This window comes from Sulfurivermis sp., from assembly GCF_059410345.1.
In genome coordinates this window covers 10,689-30,668 of the sequence record NZ_JBLJDO010000005.1, presented here as the reverse complement: position 1 = coordinate 30,668, position 19,980 = coordinate 10,689, and the positions used below count along the sequence as shown (strand labels likewise).

The 19,980-nt window shown below is 66.7% G+C and carries 16 protein-coding genes and 1 riboswitch; of the genes, 8 read left to right on the top strand and 8 right to left on the bottom strand.

Going from position 1 to position 19,980, the window contains the following annotated elements; all coding sequences use genetic code 11:
• Complete coding sequence (gene pepN, locus ACMV8A_RS05680) at positions 1–2,622, top strand: aminopeptidase N (protein ID WP_495324798.1); 2,622 nt, start codon at positions 1–3, stop codon at positions 2,620–2,622.
• A 51-nt stretch (positions 2,623–2,673) separates the two neighbouring features.
• Here the strand turns inward: pepN and ACMV8A_RS05675 are convergent, their stop codons facing one another.
• Together ACMV8A_RS05675 and ACMV8A_RS05670 are read right to left on the bottom strand one after the other, a co-directional pair.
• On the bottom strand, positions 2,674–3,966 hold the full coding sequence (locus ACMV8A_RS05675; protein ID WP_495324797.1) for a diguanylate cyclase domain-containing protein: 1,293 nt from the start codon (positions 3,964–3,966) through the stop codon (positions 2,674–2,676).
• Positions 3,967–4,010: 44 nt separating this feature from the next.
• Positions 4,011–4,277, bottom strand: coding sequence for a hypothetical protein (locus ACMV8A_RS05670; RefSeq protein ID WP_495324796.1), 267 nt, complete (start codon positions 4,275–4,277; stop codon positions 4,011–4,013).
• A gap of 86 nt (positions 4,278–4,363) precedes the next feature.
• Between ACMV8A_RS05670 and ACMV8A_RS05665 the strand changes: the two genes are divergently transcribed.
• From ACMV8A_RS05665 to ACMV8A_RS05645, 5 genes are read left to right on the top strand one after another with little or no spacing between them, the layout of a single operon-like run.
• On the top strand, positions 4,364–4,717 hold the full coding sequence (locus ACMV8A_RS05665) for a CZB domain-containing protein (RefSeq protein ID WP_495324795.1): 354 nt from the start codon (positions 4,364–4,366) through the stop codon (positions 4,715–4,717).
• Between the two features lie 2 nt (positions 4,718–4,719).
• Positions 4,720–5,637 (top strand): adenosylcobinamide-phosphate synthase CbiB, encoded by a 918-nt coding sequence (gene cbiB, locus ACMV8A_RS05660; protein ID WP_495324794.1) that lies wholly within the window; start codon positions 4,720–4,722, stop codon positions 5,635–5,637.
• Positions 5,634–6,698: a threonine-phosphate decarboxylase CobD gene (gene cobD, locus ACMV8A_RS05655; RefSeq protein ID WP_495324793.1), complete on the top strand. Its 1,065-nt coding sequence runs from the start codon at positions 5,634–5,636 to the stop codon at positions 6,696–6,698. The genes cbiB and cobD overlap by 4 nt, the downstream gene beginning before the upstream one ends.
• A 17-nt stretch (positions 6,699–6,715) precedes the next feature.
• Complete coding sequence (locus ACMV8A_RS05650) at positions 6,716–7,318, top strand: ankyrin repeat domain-containing protein (protein ID WP_495324792.1); 603 nt, start codon at positions 6,716–6,718, stop codon at positions 7,316–7,318.
• Entirely contained in the window at positions 7,315–8,181 is an 867-nt protein-coding gene (locus tag ACMV8A_RS05645) for a cobalamin-binding protein (protein ID WP_495324791.1), read from the top strand. Before ACMV8A_RS05650 ends, ACMV8A_RS05645 begins: the two co-directional genes overlap by 4 nt.
• A 3-nt stretch (positions 8,182–8,184) precedes the next feature.
• Here the strand turns inward: ACMV8A_RS05645 and ACMV8A_RS05640 are convergent, their stop codons facing one another.
• From ACMV8A_RS05640 to ACMV8A_RS05615, 6 genes are read right to left on the bottom strand one after another with little or no spacing between them, the layout of a single operon-like run.
• Entirely contained in the window at positions 8,185–8,958 is a 774-nt protein-coding gene (locus tag ACMV8A_RS05640) for a hypothetical protein (RefSeq protein ID WP_495324790.1), read from the bottom strand.
• 30 nt (positions 8,959–8,988) lie between these two features.
• A complete protein-coding gene (locus tag ACMV8A_RS05635; protein WP_495324789.1) occupies positions 8,989–9,303 on the bottom strand; it encodes a DUF2322 family protein in 315 nt (104 codons plus the stop codon).
• A gap of 59 nt (positions 9,304–9,362) precedes the next feature.
• Complete coding sequence (locus ACMV8A_RS05630; protein ID WP_495324788.1) at positions 9,363–10,814, bottom strand: cobyric acid synthase; 1,452 nt, start codon at positions 10,812–10,814, stop codon at positions 9,363–9,365.
• Positions 10,815–10,840: 26 nt separating this feature from the next.
• Complete coding sequence (locus tag ACMV8A_RS05625; protein ID WP_495324787.1) at positions 10,841–11,395, bottom strand: cob(I)yrinic acid a,c-diamide adenosyltransferase; 555 nt, start codon at positions 11,393–11,395, stop codon at positions 10,841–10,843.
• Position 11,396: 1 nt separating this feature from the next.
• Positions 11,397–12,068 (bottom strand): energy transducer TonB, encoded by a 672-nt coding sequence (locus ACMV8A_RS05620; RefSeq protein WP_495324786.1) that lies wholly within the window; start codon positions 12,066–12,068, stop codon positions 11,397–11,399.
• A 1-nt stretch (position 12,069) separates the two neighbouring features.
• Positions 12,070–13,989, bottom strand: a complete 1,920-nt coding sequence (locus ACMV8A_RS05615) for a TonB-dependent receptor (RefSeq protein ID WP_495324785.1) — start codon at positions 13,987–13,989, stop codon at positions 12,070–12,072.
• A 123-nt stretch (positions 13,990–14,112) separates the two neighbouring features.
• Positions 14,113–14,335, bottom strand: a riboswitch (cobalamin riboswitch).
• A gap of 168 nt (positions 14,336–14,503) precedes the next feature.
• Here ACMV8A_RS05615 and ACMV8A_RS05610 point away from each other — a divergent pair.
• Positions 14,504–16,231 (top strand): autotransporter assembly complex protein TamA, encoded by a 1,728-nt coding sequence (locus ACMV8A_RS05610; RefSeq protein ID WP_495324784.1) that lies wholly within the window; start codon positions 14,504–14,506, stop codon positions 16,229–16,231.
• Positions 16,228–19,854: a translocation/assembly module TamB domain-containing protein gene (locus tag ACMV8A_RS05605; protein ID WP_495324783.1), complete on the top strand. Its 3,627-nt coding sequence runs from the start codon at positions 16,228–16,230 to the stop codon at positions 19,852–19,854. The genes ACMV8A_RS05610 and ACMV8A_RS05605 overlap by 4 nt, the downstream gene beginning before the upstream one ends.
• The last annotated feature ends 126 nt before the right edge of the window (positions 19,855–19,980 follow it).

Sequence of the window (19,980 nt, the reverse complement as noted above, 5' to 3'; positions counted from 1 at the left end):
ATGTCCAACAACACCATTTACCTGAAAGATTACGCGCCCTATCCGTTTCGCATCGAGGGCATCGAACTGACCTTCGAGCTGGAGGAGACGCGCACCCGCGTCACCGCACGCTCGCGCTGGCAGCGCCAGGCCGCCGGGGCATTGTGCCTGGATGGACAGGAGCTGGAGCTGGCAGCGCTGCGGCTCGACGGCCGTGCACTCACGGCAGATGCGTACACGGTGGACGCCGACACCCTGACCATCGCCCAGGTGCCGGATCGCTTCACCCTGGAGATCGAAACCATCATCAATCCGGCGGGCAACACGGCGCTGGAAGGGCTGTATGTTTCCGGCGGAAATTTCTGTACCCAGTGCGAGGCGGAAGGGTTTCGCAAGATCACCTATTTCCCCGATCGCCCCGATGTGATGACGGTGTATACCACCACCCTGATCGCCGAGCAGGCCAAGTACCCGGTGCTGTTGTCCAACGGCAATCAGGTGGCCGAGGGCGCGCGCGACGATGGCCGCCACTATGCCACCTGGCACGACCCGTTTCCCAAGCCCTGCTACCTGTTTGCACTGGTGGCGGGCGACCTCGACTGTGTGGAAGACAGTTTCACCACCATGAGTGGACGCGACGTGGCGCTGCGCCTGTATGTGCGCAGCCATGACCTGGACAAGACGGCCCACGCCATGGCCTCGCTCAAGCGGGCGATGGCCTGGGACGAGGAAGCCTATGGCCGCGAGTACGATCTCGATGTCTACATGATCGTCGCTGTGTCCGACTTCAATATGGGTGCGATGGAGAACAAGGGGCTCAACATCTTCAATTCGCGCTATGTGCTGGCCAGTCCCGACACGGCCACCGACGCCGACTATGTCGCCATCGAGGGCGTCATCGGCCACGAATATTTCCACAATTGGTCTGGCAACCGCGTCACCTGCCGTGACTGGTTCCAGCTTTCCCTCAAGGAAGGCTTCACCGTGCTGCGCGATCAGCAGTTCACCACGGCGATGTTGGGCAGTGCGGTGCCGCGTATCGACGATGTGCGCCTGTTGCGTGCGCACCAGTTTCAGGAGGACGCCGGCCCGCTGGCCCATCCGGTGCGGCCGCAGAGCTATCAGGAGATCAACAATTTCTACACCCTCACCGTGTATGAGAAGGGCGCCGAGGTGGTGCGCATGCTGCACACCCTGTTGGGGAGCGAGCTGTTCCGCCGGGGCACCGATCTGTATTTCTCGCGCCATGACGGCCAGGCGGTCACCACCGACGACTTCGTGCAGGCGATGATGGATGTATCCGGGCGCGACCTGAGCCAGTTCAAGCGCTGGTATGACCAGGCTGGCACGCCGCGCGTCAGCGTGCAGCGCACCTATGACGCCGCGCACAAGACCTATACGCTGACACTGCGCCAGGATTGTCCGCCGACACCGGGGCAGGAACACAAGCTGCCGTTCCATATTCCGCTGCGCCTGGCGCTGCTGGACAGCAGCGGCACAGCGTTGCCGCTGCGGCTGCAGGGCGAGGCGGCGGACGGCGCTACCGAGCGGGTATTGGAACTGACGGCAGAGGAACAGCGCTTTGTCCTGACCGATATCGCCGCCGAGCCCGTACCGTCGCTGCTGCGCGACTTTTCTGCGCCAATCAAAGTGCAGATGGAGCTGGAAGACAGCGAGCTGGCCTTCCTGATGGGCCATGACAGCGACAGCTTCAACCGCTGGGAGGCCGGGCAGCAGTTGGCCCTGCGTGTGCTGCTGCGGCTTATCGAGGTGCTGCGCACCGAGGGGCGGCCGGCGCTGGATGAGAAATTCTCCGCCGCCTTTGCCCGCACCCTGGCCGACGGTGTGCTCGACCCGGCGCTGATCGCCGAGGCGCTCACCTTGCCGGCAGAAGAGTATGTGGCGGAGTTCATGGCGGTGGTGGACCCGCAGGCGATCCACGTGGCACGGCAGTATCTGCGCCGCAATCTCGGTTTCGCCCATCGTCATGCCCTGCTCGATACCTATATGCGTTTGACTGACGACGGCCCCTATCGAACCGATGCACTGGCGATGGGACAGCGCCGCCTGCGCAACCTGTGTTTGGGATACCTGGTGGAACTGGGCAATGATGAAGTGCGCAGCCTGGCCATGAGCCAACTGCGTGCCGGTGCCAATATGACCGACGTACAGGCGGCGCTTACGGCGCTGGTGCACAGCGGTGCACCTGAACGCAGCGAGGCTCTGGCGGCCTTCCACGCGCGCTGGCGCGATGAGGCGCTGGTGCTCGATAAGTGGTTTGCCATCCAGGCCACCGCGCCGCTGCCCGGCACCCTGGAGCAGGTCAAGCGCCTGGCGGCATCCGCGGATTTCAATATCAGGAATCCCAACCGTGTGCGCAGTCTGGTGGGGGCCTTCAGCGCGCGCAATCCGGTGGGATTCCACCAGGCCGATGGCGCCGGTTATGCCTTCCTCGCCGATTATGTGTGCGAGCTGAATGCGCTCAATCCGCAGATCGCCGCCCGCCTGCTGACGCCGCTGACGCAATGGCGCCGTTACGACACGGCACGGCAGCAGTTGATGCGTGCGCAGCTGGAGCGTATCGGGGCCGTGCCGGGGCTGTCGCGTGATGTGGCCGAGGTGGTGGAGAAGAGTCTGGCGTAGGTGCGCGGCGCATGCCGGAGCCCACGCAGCGCGTGGAAACGATACGGACTCTTACAATGAGGCTGTGTAGAAGCGGTAGCTGTTCTTGCCCGATTTCTTGGTTTCGTACATCGCCATGTCGGCATGGGTGATGAGGGTGTCGGGGTCGTCACCATCCTGCGGGAACAGGCTGATCCCCACGCTGGTGGTGACCTGTACCCGGTTGCTGCCCAGGTAATAGGGTTTGGCCACTGCCTCGATGATCTTTTGCGCCACGCGGCTTATATCATCGTCGGGGGCGAGATCGGGCACGGAAACGGTGAACTCGTCACCGCCAAAGCGCGCCACTGTATCGGAGGCGCGTAACACGCCGCTCAGCCGCCGTGCCACCTGACGCAGCAGTTCATCGCCGGCATGATGCCCCAATTCATCATTCACCTGTTTGAAGCCATCCAGGTCGAGGAACATGATGGCTACCTGGCGTTTGTTGCGTCGCGCGCGCAGCAGGCCCTGGCGCAGACGGTCATAGAACAGCATGCGGTTGGGCAGGTCGGTGAGCAGATCGTAATGGGCCAGGTGGTAGAGCCGCTCCTCGTTTTCCTTCTCCGTAGTGATGTCGGAGAACACCGCGACGTAGTGGGTGATGGCGCCGTTCTCGTCGCGTACGCCGGAGATGGTGAGCCATTCCAGGTAATGTTTGCCGTCCTTGCGCCGGTTCCAGATTTCGCCTTCCCACTGGCCTTCGTTCTGCAAGGTCAGCCACATGTGACGGTAAAAGGCCTCGCCCTGGCGACCTGAGCGCAGCAGGGCCGGGGTCTTGCCGATGGCCTCTTCAGGACTGTAGCCGGTGTAGTGAGTGAAGGCATGATTGACGTTGAGGATCACGCCATTGGGGTCAGTGATGATGACGCCTTCGGCTGCGTTCTCGAACACCTTGCCCATCAGCAACGAGACCAGGTTCATGTTGTGCTTGAAGCCGCTGCGCAACTGGCTCAGTTTGTGGCGCAGTTCATCGCTCAGGTGCAGCAGACGATCGTAGGTTGCCGGGTCGAAAGGCTGCCCTTGCTGTTGTGCGGCCAGTAGCTGGTAGGCTGTCTTGTGCATGTCTTCGTGCAAGGGGCCGATAGTTTCGAACTCCGGCATCCGCAACAGGGCAGGGTTGTCGATGCCGTGATACCAGCGGCCGAAATGACAGTGCAGGTGCGGTTCCGGCTGCATGTCGGCCGCATCGGGCGCGGTGCGGCACAGCAGTACGCGGTTGATGTTGTTGAGCCAGCGCATGTGATTTTCCACCGCGTGCTCAAGCTCGACGGCGTAACTGTCCAGCTCGCTGGTGGTAAGACGCTGGAAAAGGGTTCGATCCATGGTTCCGCTATCGGTAGACGCTGTTCATTCCTGTTCGCGGGAACTCATTTCCCGGCAATGGCGGCGTCCATCTGTGCCACGGCCTCGTTCCAACCAGCCTGCGCCGCTCCGCCCTGTACCATCAGCTCCATCAAGGCATAGGCGAGCTGACGTGTGTCCGGGTTCATCTCCTTCAGTTTGGTCAGCAGATAGGCATGACCGCCCTGCGGGATGGATAGGGTCTTGATCAGTGCATAGAGTAGCAGGGACTGGCCGGAGCGCGGATCGGCCTGGATTCTGTCCCGTGCGGCAAGCAGTGCAGTGATGTCCATGAGAGGATGTAGGCGTGGAATGGTTCCCGCCAGTTTACTCCAAATCGGGCGTATAATCGCGTCAATCGCCTGACTGTGGACTGCGCATGAATTTCTTCGACGCCATCAACTCCCATGTGGCCTGGAAGGTACACCTGCAAAACCACCTGCTCGGCATTGCCGATGCTGCCTTCGACCCGCAGTGGGCGGGGCGTGACAACCAGTGCGAGCTGGGGCGCTGGCTGTACGACAATCTGACCCTCTGGCAGGACCAGCCGCTGTACTGGACCCTCATCAAGGAACATGCCGCCTTTCATCGTTGCGCCGGCGAGATCGTGCACCTGCACGATACCGGCAAGACGGCGCAGGCCGAGCACTTGCTGCATCATGAATATGCCGAATTATCCCATCAACTGGTGCAGGCGCTGCGCCAATTGAGCCGGGCCATCGACGGCGATTGAGCATGATGGTTGCCGTGCTTTGTGCCTGTGCGGTGCTGCTCGACCATTGGCTGGGCGAGCCGCGTCGCTACCATCCCCTGGCCGGTTTCGGGCGGCTGGCAAATCTGGTGGAGATCCGGCTCAATCGGCGTCAGCGCGGCTTGGGTGTTCTTGCCCTGCTGCTGTTGGTGGTGCCGCCGGTAGTTTTGGCGGCGCTGCTAGTGCGCCTGTCGCCGCTGGGGGTGGTGGCCGAGGTGTTGCTGCTGTATCTGGCCATCGGCGCCACCAGTCTGGCGCAGCATGGCCGTGTGGTGGCCGAGGCCTTGGCGGACGGTGATCTGGCCCTGGCGCGCCGGCGCGTGGGCTGGATGGTGAGCCGCGACACCGCCGTGCTGGACGAAGAAGGAGTGGCGCGGGCGGCCACCGAGTCGGTGCTGGAGAACGGCAACGATGCAGTGTTCGCCGCGCTGTTCTGGTTTCTGCTGCTGGGCGCGCCTGGTGCGGTGCTGTACCGGTTGGTCAACACCCTGGATGCCATGTGGGGTTATCGCAGCGAGCGCTATGAAGCCTTCGGCTGGGCGGCGGCGCGGCTGGATGACATGCTCAACTGGATACCGGCGCGGCTCACCGCGCTCAGCTATGCGCTGCTCGGCGACAGCCGCCGCGCGCTGCGCTGCTGGCGCCGCCAGGGGCACCGTACGGCGAGTCCCAACGCCGGTGTGGTGATGGCGAGCGGCGCCGGTGCGCTGGGCCTGCAACTGGGCGGGGCCGCGGTGTATCACGGTGTCGTCGAGGAGCGGCCATTGCTGGGCGAGGGTCTGGCCCCGAGCACGGCGGACATCATGCGCGCTGCTCGGCTGGTGCAGCACAGCCTGTGGTTGTGGCTGGGCGTGATTGTATTGACGGCATCGTTCACGACGGTTTTCGGAATTTTGACATGACGTTTACGGTTGTTTTGCCTCACGGCGGCCGCCTGCGCCAGGCGGCACGTGACTATGGCATTCCACTGGCACAGTGGCTCGACCTGTCCACCGGCATCAATCCGCTGGGTTGGCCGGTGCCGCCGCTGCCGCCGTCGTGCTGGCAGCGCCTGCCGGAGGACGACGATGGCCTGCTCGATGCGGCGGCCACCTATTACGGCACGCCACACCTTCTGCCCTGCGCCGGATCACAGCAGGCGATCCAGACACTGCCGCGCCTGCGCGCACCGTGCCGCGTCGGCATGCTGCATCCGGCCTATGCCGAGCATGCCCATGCCTGGCATGGCGCGGGTCATGAGGTGGTGCCCTTGTCCGCCGCCGATATCGACGCCCGCCTTGCGACGCTCAATGTGTTGCTGTTGATCAATCCCAACAATCCCACTGGCGAGTGCCACGCGCCGTCGCAACTATTGGACTGGAATATGCGACTCGCGGCGCGCGGCGGCTGGCTGGTGGTCGATGAAGCCTTCATGGATGCCACGTCCGAGCAGAGCATTGCGGCGCAGGCCGGCAGGGAAGGGCTCATCGTATTGCGCTCACTGGGCAAGTTCTTCGGCCTGGCCGGGGCGCGGGTCGGCTTCGTGCTGGCCTGGCCGCGGTTGTTGCAGCAACTGACCGCGTTGTTCGGTCCCTGGGCCGTGAGTCATCCCTCGCGTGAGGTGGCCCGTCTGGCCCTGCTCGACACGTCCTGGCAGCAGGCGATGCGCACGCAACTGCTGGCGCATGGCGCACACCTGCGCAGCCTGCTGACGCGCGCCGGCTTGGCGCCGCACGGCGGCACCGCGCTGTTCCAGTATCTGCGCCATGCGCAGGCGGCGCGCCTCCATCAGGCACTCGCGCAGCGGGGCATCCTGGTGCGCCTGTTCGAACAACCGTCCGCCTTGCGCTTCGGCCTGCCCGGCAGCGAGATGGAGTGGCAGCGGTTGGAGGAGGCTCTGCTGTCTGTAGGTGCCGTGGACAATAGGCAAAGCCGAATTGCGGCGCCGGTGCGCTGTGCGGACCCGGCGCCTGTTCCCATATGAGCTGGGAGGTATACGTAATGCTACGGAAGGTGCGCGACTACGCCTACCGATCTCCCTACCATTTCTTCGCCCTGCTGGCCTTGCTCGGCGTGGCGGTCTATTACCTCGCCCAGGCCCTGGATACCGAACAGCGCGATAGCCGCGGCCGCACCCTGCTGATCCAGGCGGCCGAGGCGGGCGATAGGGAGGCGGTGCAGCGCCTGTTGCGCCGCGGCGCGGAGATCGATGCCTGCGATGATTGCCGCTGGACGGCGATGATGAAGGCGGCGAGCAACGGCCACACCGCCATCGCGCGTCTGCTACTGGATCACGGCGCCGACGTCAATGCGCTGGACAAGGGCGGTTATTCGGCGCTGATGATCGCTGCCGCCAACGGTTATGTCGATACGGTACAACTGCTGCTGGCGCGCGGTGCCCAAGTCGACATACAGGATCGGGGCATGGGCTGGAGCGCGTTGATCTGGGCTGCCAAGGAGGGTGAAGCGGAGGTGGTGCAACTGTTGCTCGCCGCCGGGGCGCAACGTGAACTGCGCGATGCCGATGGCATGACGGCGCTGGACTGGGCGCGGCGCGAGAGGCGCGCAGCGGTTGTCGAACTGTTGCAGGGCGAAGCGCAATGAAAGGGCCATGGGTATTGCTGCTGTGTCTGCCGCTGCTGGCCCAGGCGGCAGTGAGCGTGAGCGACAGCAGTGGTCGCGCCATCACCTTGTCGCAGCCGGCGCAACGCATCGTCAGCCTGGCGCCGCATCTCACCGAGCTCCTGTTCGCCGCCGGCGCCGGTGCGCGCGTGGTGGGCGTGGTGAGTTACAGCAACTGGCCGCCACAGGCGCGCGACATTGCCCAAGTGGGCAGCTACAACGCGCTCGATCTGGAGCGCCTGCTGTCCCTGCGCCCCGATCTGGTCGTCGCCTGGGAGAGTGGCAACAACAGCGCGCAACTGGAGCGGCTGGAGCGCCTGGGGCTGACGGTGTATCGCCACGAGCCGCGCACACTGGACGATATCCCGCATATGCTGGAACAGCTCGGGGTTCTCGCTGGCACTAAAGTGGATGCACAGGCGGCGGCAGCGGAATGGCGCGCACGGCTGCAAAGTCTGCGTGAGCGACATGCGCAGGCCGTACCGCTGAGCGTGTTCTATCAGGTATGGCACCAGCCCTTGATGACGGTGAGCGGCGCACACCTCATCTCCGCTGCCATCGAGCTGTGCGGTGGCCGCAACATCTTCGCGGAACTGCCGGCGCTGGCGCCGCAGATCTCGCTGGAGGCGGTGCTCGCCGCCAACCCTCAGGTGATCATCGCCAGCGGCATGGCGGAAGAGCGGCCCGACTGGCTCGACGACTGGCGCCGCTGGCCGCAACTGAACGCCGTGCAGCGCGACAATCTGTACTTCATCCCGCCCGATCTGCTGCAACGCGCCGGGCCGCGTTTCATCGACGGTGCTGAGCGTCTGTGCGCGGCGCTGGAGATGGCGCGACGGAAGTAGGGGTCAACGTGCCTGTGTGGCTATGGCGCGCAGTCGCGGCACGGCGAGGCCGAACTGATCGGCGTGGCTGATGGCGCGGGCCAGGCGTGCCGGGGCGGAACGGCCCATACACTTGTGTTGCAGATCGCCCTCGATGCCTTCCACCATGCCGGCGATGAGTTGGTCGCGCGGCAGTTCTGCGTCGATCAGTTTGAACTGAATGTCCATCACCTCATTGGCCACCTCGCGCGCGAGCGCCTGGTGGTTGTGCCACAGCGCATCGACATCGGTGCCGGCGGGGAGGGCGAGGCCGGCGATGTTGGTGGTGAGGATGTAGACGTTCTTGCGCACCAGTTCGAAGGTGAGATCGTCAGCGCTGCCGAGTTCCCACACCGGAATGTCCAGCGACTCCAGTGCGCGCTCGATGATCGGCGCTGCCGGGCCATAGACCGGCGAGGGCACCAATACCTTGTAGTCCTGTCCTTTCTTCTTTTCGAACCACACGGCGATCACCGTGGGGTTGTCGATGCCGTGCGGCTGCCAGTCGCGCGGCAGCAGTTCGTTTTGCAGCAGACCGAGACGATCGCGCCAGGTCGCGGGGATACGCGCCAGTACCGGTTGCAGATCGTTTTCCCCGACGGTGACCAGTACCAATAGGGGCTGCGGGATCGCAGCGGCGATCTTTTCCATATCCATCTGGCGCGTGACCGGAACGATGGGGTGGCCGTGTTTGAGCAGGCCGCGGCTGAATACGCCGGCCATTTCGCCGGTGCCGATGACGATGATGGGATGGTCCATGGTGTTGCTCTCGCCTTTGTTTGAATGGTGTCAGAAGACGCGCACGTCGTAGCTTAGTCCCTGTGCGCTAATCTGCAGCAGGCGATCGATGTTGGGGTGCTTGCCGGGGTGGGCGCGGGCATCGGCGGTGTGTTCCGCATACAGCGCCAGTCCCTCCTGTGCGGCGGCGGCGTTGATGCAGCCGTGCCTCTGCCACAGGGCGTGATAGACGCGCAGCGAGCCGGTCTGGCCGGGTTTGTTCTCGATCACCGCGGCTGCGTCGTTGGCGCCGCGCTGCGTCAGTTCGATGCGGCTGATGCCGTCGACGGTGGGCAGGGTGGGCAGGATTTCCGCAAAGCTGGTCATGTTTTTCTCCCGTGACGTGTGCCGCGTATTGTACGGGATGTGCCTCGTCTTGTGGCCGGCTAGGACGCCAGCAGAGCGGCGAGGTTGAGGTGCTGTTCCGCTGCAGCGGCGAGGCGATCGAACTGGGCGGCGCGCTGCGCCGGGTAGTCGGGGCTGCGCGCGTCATGCAGTCCGGCCCAGCGCAGCAGGGCGTCGCAGGCGGCGGGCTGGTCGAACAGGCCATGCAGATAGGTGCCCATCACCAGGCCATCGGCGGAGATGGCACCGTCGCTGCGACCGTCCAGGTGCACTGCGGGCGTGTCGAGTGCAGGACCGCGACTTACGCCGCAGTGTATTTCGTAGCCGTTCACGGCCGCGTCGGCGATGGCGAGGCGGCCGTGAACGCGCAGCAACTGTTTCTCGGTCTCCAGCACAGTCTGCACGTCGAGCAGGCCGAGGCCGGCGCTGCTGCCTGGCGCGCCCTCGATGCCGTGCGGATCGTGGATGGTGGTCCCCAGCATCTGGAAGCCGCCGCAGATGCCAAGCACCTTGCCGCCGTAGCGCAGGTGGCGCAGCAGTTGCGTATCCCACTGCTGGCTGCGCGCAAAGGCGAGGTCGTCGCGCACGCTCTTGCTGCCGGGCAGCACGACCAGGTCGCAGGGTGGCATGGACTCGCCCGGCGCGACGAAGCGCAGTTCAACTTGCGGATGCAGGCGCAGGGCATCGAAGTCGGTGTGGTTGCTGATGCGCGGCAGTAGCGGCACGGCGACGGTGATTTTGTCTGTTGTTTGCGCACGCCAGTGCAGTTGGCCGCCGAGGCCGTCCTCTGCCTCCAGGTGCAGATCGTGCAGATAGGGCAGTACGCCGAACACCCGTTTGCCGGTCTTCTGCGCCAGCCAGTCGAGGCCGGGTTGCAGCAGGGCGATGTCGCCGCGGAAGCGGTTGATGATGAAACCGCGTACCCGCGCCCGCTCGCTTTCGCTCAGCAATTCCAGCGTGCCGATGATCTGCGCGAATACGCCGCCTTTGTCGATGTCGGCCACCAGCACCACCGGGCAATCGACTTCTTCGGCGAAGCCCATGTTGGCGATGTCGCGCGCGCGCAGATTGATCTCCGCTGGGCTGCCGGCGCCTTCCACCATGATCATGTCGTACTGCTGCTGCAGGCGGGCATAGGATTCCAGCACCGCCTGCATGGCGCGCGGCTTGTACTGGTGGTAGGCCTGCGCATCGAGGTTGGTGATGGCGCGGCCGTGGATGATCACCTGGGCGCCGGTGTCGCTGTTGGGCTTGAGCAGCACCGGGTTCATGTCGCTGTGCGGTTCCAGGCCGCAGGCCTCGGCCTGCACCGCCTGGGCACGGCCGATCTCACCGCCATCGACGGTGACGGCGCTGTTCAGCGCCATGTTCTGCGGCTTGAACGGTGCCACGCGCACGCCGCGCCGGCGCAGGACGCGGCACAGTGCAGCGACCAGGGTGGACTTGCCGGCGTCGGAGCCGGTGCCCTGGATCATCAGCGTGTGTGCGGCCATTGTCTGACGGTGCGGACGGTGCCGGATTACGTTGCGCGGTTCTTGCCCGGTTGCCACAGCACTTCGCCCTGATCGGCACGCGCCAGTACGCGCGCCAGCACGAACAGCAGATCGGACAGGCGGTTGAGGTAACGCAGGCTTTCGTTGTTGATAGCCTCGTTCTTGCCCAGCGTCACCACGCGGCGTTCGGCGCGGCGGCAGACGGTACGCGCCAGGTGGCAGTGGGCCGCGGCCACGCCGCCGCCGGGCAGGATGAATTCCTTGAGCGGCGGCAGGTCGGCATTGAAACCGTCCAGCACCTGCTCCAGACGCGCGGCATAGTCGGCGGGGATCAGCATGCGTCCCGGCTGGGCCAGTTCGCTGCCGACATCGAACAGATCGTGCTGCACGTCATCGAGGACGGCACGCACCGCCTCGGGTAGCGGGCAGGCCAGCAGCAGGCCGATGACGCTGTTCAGCTCATCCACGGTGCCGAAGGCCTCGACGCGGGCGTTGTCCTTGTCGACGCGCACGCCGCCGCCGAGGCCGGTGGTGCCCTTGTCGCCGGTGCGGGTGTAGATCTTGGAGAGGCGGTGTCCCATGTCAGCTTTCCTCCAGACGGTAGATGACGGGCAATTGCAGGTCGAGGGCGGCGCGCAAGGTGCCGCTGTCCAGCGCGATGGCGTGCACCTTGCCCAGCGCGCCGAGGGCGGCGCGGTCGAGCAGGGCGTAGCCGGAACTTTGCGCGATGTGCAGGTTTTCGATGACGCCGTCCACACTGACGCGAAAGCCGAGCGTGACGGTGCCTTGCCAGCCGCGGCGCACGGCCTGCGCCGGATAATGGAAGTGGCGCGCCAATTCCAGATTGACGCGGGCGGCAATGTTCAAGGTGGGGTCAGAGTCGATTTCCATCGCTTGCCGCAGTGAGGCCGCGCCTGCCGGGGATGGCGACGGTTCCGATTTTTCCACCGCATCCGAAACCGCGGAATCCTGCGCCGGTGAAACTCGGCTCATGCGGCGGGCGGTGTCCTTGCGCCGCGGAGGCTCAGCCACTGCAGGGGCGGGGGCGTCAGACTTCAACTCCGGCACGGGCGCGGGACGGCTCAGGGCGACGGTGAGGGTGACGCCGCCGCTGCTTACCTGCGGCGCCGACGGCGTCCAGTTCGCCAGCATGAACACATGCATAGCCACGGAACAGACGATGAACAACGGCAGCGCATGACGCCCCGGACCGCGGCGCGGGGTGGTGTCGTGCGGATGCGCTGCCGGTGTCATGTTACAGCGCGGCCCGGACGCCGACGCGCCAGGTGCGCGTGAAATTGACCGGATAGATGTTGTCGTCGCTGATCCACAGGCCGTTGGCCTGATCGAACAGATTGTCGATGCGCACGAACAATTCCATCCGTTCCAGCTTGTGGCTGTAGCCGAGATCGGTGCTGTGGTAGGCCGCCTGCTTTTGGCTGAAGTTGTTGGCAAAGTCGTTGGCGGCCCAGGTCTCGCTGCGCCAAGTGTGGTTGAGTGTCAGCATACCGCGTGGCGTCAGCGCATAACCCAGGCCGAGCACGATGCCGTGTTCGGAAACGCCGGGCAGATTCTTGCCGTCGTAGGCGCCACCGCCGTCATTCTCGCGGTCGATGATGGCGCGGGTCCAGGTGTAATTGAGCGAGCCGCCGAGCCGATCATTGAAGCGGTAGCTGTCTTGCAGCTCCACGCCATACTTGTGCGATTTGTCGATGTTGGTGTTGGTGTAACTGAATGGTTCCAGATAAATCTCGTCATCGAGATTGATGTGGAAGGCGGTCAGCTTCAGCTTGTTGTTGCCACGGATGTGATTGAGGCCCACATTGAACGTACGGCTGCGCGCTGGCTTGATGAAGGTGTTGAAGCTGGTGGTCATGGTGAACCAGTCGGTGGTGAAAAAGCGATCGATATCCGGCGCCTGATAGGCGCTGTTGTAACTGGCGAAGACGGTGAGCGCGGGGTCGATGCGGTGATTGAGGCCCACGTCCCAGGCCGACAGCATGTGGTCGTCGTTGAGCGTGGTGCCGGCAGTGGGGCGGTAGCTGTAGTGCACCTTCTCCTGCCGTGCGCCGGCGGCGAGGGTGGTGGCGCCGAGGTGGTAGTGGCCTTGCAGATAGTAGGCGGTGTTTTCCTTGCCGGTTTTGTTGTCGCTGCCGCTGCGTGTGCCGTCGAAGTGTTGCAGGCCGGCGATCAGGCCGAAAGCTCCCGCCCTGTAGTGCAGAGCCAGATCGCTGGAGCGGTAGTCGTAGTCGGAACGCCAGCCGCTGGAATAGACCGAGCGCTTGTCCTCGATGTGGTGATCGAGCTCAATGCGGAAGGCGCTGCCCAGGTCGGCACTGAGCCCGAGACTGGAGGTGTCGTTGCGGAAGGTCTGGCCGGTGTAGGTCTTGCCGCCGTTCTGCGCCGGATCGGCCTTGAACTGGGCCTCGCTCAGGCCCTTGCCGTAGACGGTGTCGATCCATGACAGCGTCTTGCCCAGGCGCAGCTCCAGCGTGTCGCTGGGGTAGACGCGCAGCGTCGCCTGCAGGTTGTCGCTGTCGGCCTGATCTTTCTTTCCGCTGGTATCCGGGTCGCGGAAGCCGTCGTGGCGGTAATTCTCTGCGGTGACGGAGAGGCCCGCATAGTCGCCGCTCACACCGGCAGCGACACTGCTGCCGGCAATACCGTGACTGCCGCTGCTGATCTGCAGCTGGGCGCCGTCGATGGCGCGGGTGATGATGTGGATGGCGCCGGCGGTGGCGCCGTCACCGTACAGCACCGAGCCGCTGCCCTTGGTGATCTCGATGCGCTCGATGCTGGTCAGCGGGATGGCGCTGAGCAGCTGCGGCACCATGTCGATGTTGTTGAGACGGCGGCCGTCGAGGGTGACGACGATGTTCTGGTGGCCGTCGCCGATGCCGTAGCCGCGCATGTCGAACTTTTGCATGAAGGGGTTGCCGTAACTGGGCATGACGGTGAGCGAGCTGTGGCGATCCAGATAATCGTACAGATTGAGGGCGCCGGAGCGTTCGATATCGCCGCGGCCGTGTACCTCGGAGGCATAGGGTGTCTCGGTGTCGCGCAATTCGGTGCGGGTGGCGGTGACCAGCACCGGTTCGATGATTTGTGCGGCGTGGATGGATATGGATGCGCCGCCGGCGATCAGCGCCGCGGCCAGTGACAGTTTGGCTTGCATGGTTTCCCTCTCGCGCTCACCCGCGCGTGATGAATGGATGAACCCAGTGCGGGAGGGGGAGTGAGGGAGTCGAGGGTCTCGGCTCGCCATGCCGCCCGCCGCAGCACTGGAACGATGAGTCCGATGGACTCGTCGCTTCAGGCCGGTCTCCGGGCTCGCGGTGCGGGATTCGATCCCTGGACTGACCGCCTTCCCACGCTTGCGCGCAGTGGCGTTGTGGCCAGCCCTCACCGCCTACCGTTGCGGGGGCAGCGCCGGAATTGCGAAGAAAAATTTCGCGCACCGGCTTCCCGTTTCATTCCTCGGGACGGTCATCCCGCGGAACACCTGAAACGTGGGGCGCACTTTACGCGCTGCGGGCGGGATGGTCAAGGACGGACTGGGCGGCTTCTTTTTATCGTTCCCACGCTCTGCGTGGGAACGATGAGGGTGCGGCGATGGAAATGCTGACGTCGACCGTTGCCGCCGATGGCGATGGGTTAGGATATGAGCAGGTATTCTCGCTACTCCGGCCATGACTCCTATCCGTATCGCGCTGTTCCTGCTGTGTTTCGTTCCCGCGCTGGCCTGGGCCGCGCTGGCGGTCGAGGTGCGCGTGGAGGGCATCGACGGGGAACTGTACGACAACGTGATGCAGCGTCTGACGCTGGAGACGGAGCGTACCCATCCTCTGCTGGAGGAACACCGTCTGCGCCGCCTGCACCAGCGCGCCGAGGCGGAGATCCGCGAGGCCCTGCGCCCCTTCGGCTATTACCGCGCCGAGGTGGCGGCGACCTTGAGCGAGCGCGACGGCGGCTGGCTGGCGCTCTACCGCATCACCCCCGGCGCGCCGGTGCGGGTGCGTGAACTGGCGCTGGAGTTGGACGGGCCGGCGGCACAGGACCCCGCCTTTCTCGCCTGGCGCGCGGCATTCCCGCTGCGCGTGGGCGGTGTACTGGAGCATGCCCCCTATGAACGGGCCAAGCGCGAACTGCTGCAACTGGCGCGCGATCGCGGCTACTTCGAGGCGCGTCTGGTGCAGCAGGCGCTGGAGGTGACCCTGGCCGACAACAGCGCCCGCGTGGTGCTGCATCTGGTGAGCGGGACGCGTCATGTGTTCGGGCCGGTGCGTTTCGATGCGGTGGCGCTGAACGAGGAATTGCTGCGGCGCTATCTCACCTTCGCGCCCGGCGAGCCGTTCGATGCGGAGCGGCTGTTCGAGCTGCAGCGCACCCTGGCCGACAGCGACTACTTCGAGTTCATCGAGGTGCGCGCCGAGCCGGAGACGGCCGCCGCAGGCCAGGTGCCGGTGGAGGTGCGCCTGCGCCTCAAACCGCCCACCCGCTACACCTTCGGCCAGGGTTACGGCACCGACACCGGGCCACGCATCAGCCTTGGCATGGAGCAGCGCCGGGTGAACCGCGACGGTCACCGTCTCAACGTGGAAACCACCTTCTCGGAAATCCAGTCCGGCGTGCGCGCCGTGTACCGCATTCCGCTGGCGCGCCCCAGCAGCGACTTCCTCTCCTTCAGCGGCGGCTGGGAGCGTGAGGATCTGGACACCAGCACGCGCGAGACCCTTACTGTCGGCGCCGGCCTCACCCTGATGCTGGCGCGCTGGCAACGCACCCTGGCGCTGACCGTGCACAACGAACGCTACACCGTCGCCGATCAGAGCGACGTCACCACCCTGGTGCTGCCCAGCGCCAACTGGCAGCGGGTGGAGGCGGACGATCGCCTGTTCCCCACCCAGGGTTGGCGCCTCGGCGCCGAACTGCGCGGCGCCAGCGAGACCCTGGGTTCCGACGCCAGCCTGTTGCAGGGCATCCTGCGCGCCAAGGCGGTGCTGCCCTTCGCCGGCGGCCGCCTCATCACCCGCGCCGATCTCGGCGCCAGCCAGACGCCGCACTTCGAGCGTATCCCCGCCTCGCTGCGCTTCTTCGCCGGCGGCGACAACTCCATCCGCGGCTACGCCTACAAATCCCTCGGCCCCACCAATGCCGATGGCGAGGTGCTGGGCGGCCGCCACCTGGCGGTGGCCTCGGCGGAATACGAGTACTACTTCGGTTCGCGCTTCGGCGCCGCCCTGTTCTACGACGCCGGCAACGCCTTCGACGACGACGGCCTCGAGGTGATGAAGGGTGCCGGCGCCGGCCTGCGCTGGCGCCTGCCCTTCGGCGCACTGCGTCTGGATGTGGCCTCGCCGGTGCACGAGGCCAAGCCGGAGTGGCGGCTGCATCTCACCGTGGGGCCGGACCTGTGAGGCTGCGGCGCCTGCTGTGGGGCGTTCCCCTCCTGGCGCTGCTGGTCGCCGGCGGCGCGACCTGGTGGTTGCTGGCCACCGAGGCCGGGCTGGCCTGGGCCTGGGCCCGTGCGGCGACGGCGCTGGACGGCCGCCTGACAGCGGAGCGGGTGAGCGGGCGCTTGCTCGGCCCCGTGCGGGCGGAAGGCTTGCGCCTGGAGCTGGACGGAATGGGGCTGGCGGTGGACTCCCTTTCGCTGGACTGGCAGCCGGGCTGGCTGCTGGCGGGGCGGCTGGCCCTGCACGATGTGACCGCGCAGGGGATACGGCTGGAGCAGACGGAGGGGGGCGGGGACACCGCCCTGCCCGCCGCCGTGGTATTGCCCCTGGCCCTGTCGGTGCAGGGGGCGGTACTGCGCGAGCTGTCCCTGCAACTCCCTCAGCTTGAACCGCTGCCCATCGACGAGGTGCGCCTCGACGGCCACTGGCGCGGCACGCGGCTGCGGCTGGCACCCCTTGCCGTGCGTGGCCCCTGGGGCGAAATCCAGCTCGATGGCGTTCTGGCCACCGGCCCCGACCGGGAGTCGGACCTGACGGCGCAATGGGCGTTGACCGTGGCGCAGTGGGCGCTGGCCGGCGAGGGGCGGGTGAGTGGCCACTTCCTGGAGCCGCGCCTGACGGCGCGGTTCAGCGCACCCTTCGCCGCGAGTATCGACGGCACGCTGGCCTGGCAGGCGTCGCCGCTGCGCTGGCAGGCGGCGTTCGAGCTGCCCGAGCTGGACCTGGCCGGCCTGCACCCCGACTGGCCGGCGCTGACCCTGGGCGGGCGCGGCCGGTTGGCAGGCGTGGGGGACGAGTTCAGCCTGGAGGCGGAGGGCGCGCTGACCGAGGCCCGGGCCGGTCGCTGGAGCTACGGCGGCCGTGCCGCCTATGGCGCAGGTGGATTGCAGCTGGAGCGGCTGGCCTTGCGGCCACTACAGGGCAGCGGCGAGCTGGTGTTGAACGGCGCCTGGCCCGGCGGCGAGGCCGCGGCCCGGCTGGCGGCGCAGTGGACGGAGTTCAGCCATGCCCTGCTGCCGGGCTGGCGCAGCAGCGGCCGCCTGGACGCCGTCGGTCGACCGGAGGATTACCGCGGCCGGTTTGGCGCCAGCGCGGTGCGGGAGGGTCTGCCGCCGGGGCAGGTGAGCGCTGACTTTGCCGGCAGCCTCGATGCCATCACGCTGTCCACCCTGGCCGGGCAGTGGCTGGGGGGGACGTGGCATGGCGCGGCGACGCTGGCCTGGCGCGATGGCCTGGACTGGCGCCTGCGGCTGGGGATGGCCGATGCGGAGCCGCGACAGATTGATGCACGCTGGCCCGCCCGTCTCGGCGGCGAGGTGGAGGCCAGCGGCCGCTGGCAGGACGGCGGGCAGGCGCAGATCACACGGCTGGAACTGCACAGCGGAGGCACGCGCCTCAGTGCCGGCGGCGGCGTCGGCGCCCAGTGGGATATGCGCTGGCAACTGGAGGCCGCCGATCTGGCCGAGCTGTGGCCGGCGGCGACGGGGCGGCTCACGTTCGGCGGCCGGGTCGACGGCCCGGTACGGACGCCGCGCCTACGCCTGGAGGGCGAGGGTCAGGGCTTGGCCTGGGCCGGGGCGCGTCTGGCGCAGACCGGCGTGCGTGCCGACGTGGACCTGGCCGGGGTGGCCCCCTGGCATCTGGACCTGCAGTTGAGTGGTCTGGAGCATGGCGGTCAGCGGCTGGAGTCGGCGCGCTTGCACGCCCGCGGCAGCGCAGCCCGGCATGATCTGAGCCTGGAGGCACGGCCCGCCGGGGGTGGCAGTCTCGAGGTGGCGGGGCGAGGGAGCTGGGCGGAGGGGCGCTGGTCCGGCGCATTGCACCGTGGCCAACTGGACCTGCCGCGCCTGGGCCGCTGGCAGGCGGCGCCGGCCGGTCTGGTCTGGGGGGCTGAGGGCGGTGAGCTGCAGTCCTGGTGCTGGCAGGGACAGGGGGAGGTGTGCATCGCCGGCGCATCCGCTGTCGGGCGCTGGCAGGCCACCGGCGCCCTGGCCGGCGTGCCGCTGGCCCTGCTGGAGCCCTGGCTGCCCCGTTCGGACCTGGCCCTGAGCGGCCATGCGGGCGGTGTCGTGGTGGCGGAGGGCGATGCCGTTGCCATGACCATACTCACCGCGCGCCTCGGTGTAGCCGACGGACGCCTGCGCTACCGCCTGCCCGACGGCGCCGTGGAGAGCGCCTTGCGTACCCTGCATCTTCATGTGGATGGCGCGGTGGCGGGGCTGGTCGCCGAGCTTCAGGCGGTGGCCGAGGACGGCGGCGCCGCGCAGGTGCGGCTGTCCCTGCCCGGCTGGCTGCCGGGCCAGCCGCTGACCGCTGCCCAGCCGGTGCGGGGCCGCCTCGACCTGGAGGCGGAGCGGCTGGATTGGCTCACCTACCTGGAGCCCAATCTGCTGCGCCCGCAGGGGCGGCTGCAGGCGCACCTGCAACTGGCCGGCCGCCTGAGTGAGCCCGCCCTGAGCGGTGAGTTCAGTCTGCGCGATGGCAATGTGATGCTGCCGGCCGCCGGTATCCATCTCACCGCCCTGTCCCTGGAGGGGCGTTCCGCCGACGGTCGTACCCTGACCCTGAGCGGCGCTGCCCGCTCCGGCGCGGGGCAACTGGCCGTGAGTGGCGTCTTGGCCTCGGAACACTTCGGCCACTGGCGCGCCGAGGTGGGCCTCAAGGGTGAGCGCTTCGAGCTGTTGCGGTTGGTGCAGGCCCGTGCCCTGGTGTCGCCCGATCTGCAGGTGGTGCTGGAGCCGGGCAAGGTGGAGGTGCGCGGACAGTTGGAGGTGCCGCAGGCCGACATCAACCTGCCGCGCCTGCCCACGGTGGTGGAGGTGTCGCCGGACGAGGTGATCCTGGATGCGGCGGAGGAGGCGGCGGCGCAGCGCCGCTGGCGCCTGTTGCTGGACCTGCGCCTGGTGGCCGGCGAGCGGGTGCGGCTGGAGGGCTACGGTTTTTCCGGTCGTCTGGCCGGGGCAGTGACCCTGCGCGGCGAGACGCCGGGCCTGACCCGCGCCCAGGGCGAACTCAATATCCATGACGGCCGCTACGAGGCCTATGGCCAGAATCTGGTGGTGGAGCGCGGCCGCCTGCTGTTCGTGGACAGCCCGCCGGACAATCCGGGTCTGGATGTGCGTGCGGTGCGCCCGCTGCCGGACCCGGAACAAGTGGTGGGCGTGGAGGTGGGGGGGCGGCTGAAAGACCCGCGCCTGCGTCTGTTCTCGGTGCCGGTGCTGGAGGAGAGCGAGGCCTTGGCCTGGCTGGTGCTGGGGCGGCCTCTGACCGCCACCTCGCGCACCGAGGCCGATGCCCTCTACCGCGCCGCCTTCGCCCTCGGCGGCGACCGCGCCGCCCGCGGCGTCGCGCTGCAATTCGGCTTGGACGAGGTCAGCCTGGAGCAGGGCCGTACCAGTGACGAGGCGGCGGTGGTGCTGGGCAAATATCTGAGTCCGCGGCTATACCTTCAGTATGCGGTGGGGCTGTGGGAGACGGCCAACCGCTGGCGTCTGCGCTACCAGCTTTCATCCCACTGGAGCTTGAAGATGGAGCAGGGCGGCGAGCAGGGCGGCGCCGATCTGCAATATGTCATCGAGCGCTAGGCGGATGTGAGCCGCCTCTCGGTGACGGCAACGGCCCCGGTGTAGAATTTCTCTTGGAGAAAAAATTAAGGAATATGTTAAAGTTACAGTTATTATTTGTCGTAATGGATTAGGTGTGAGCTGTAA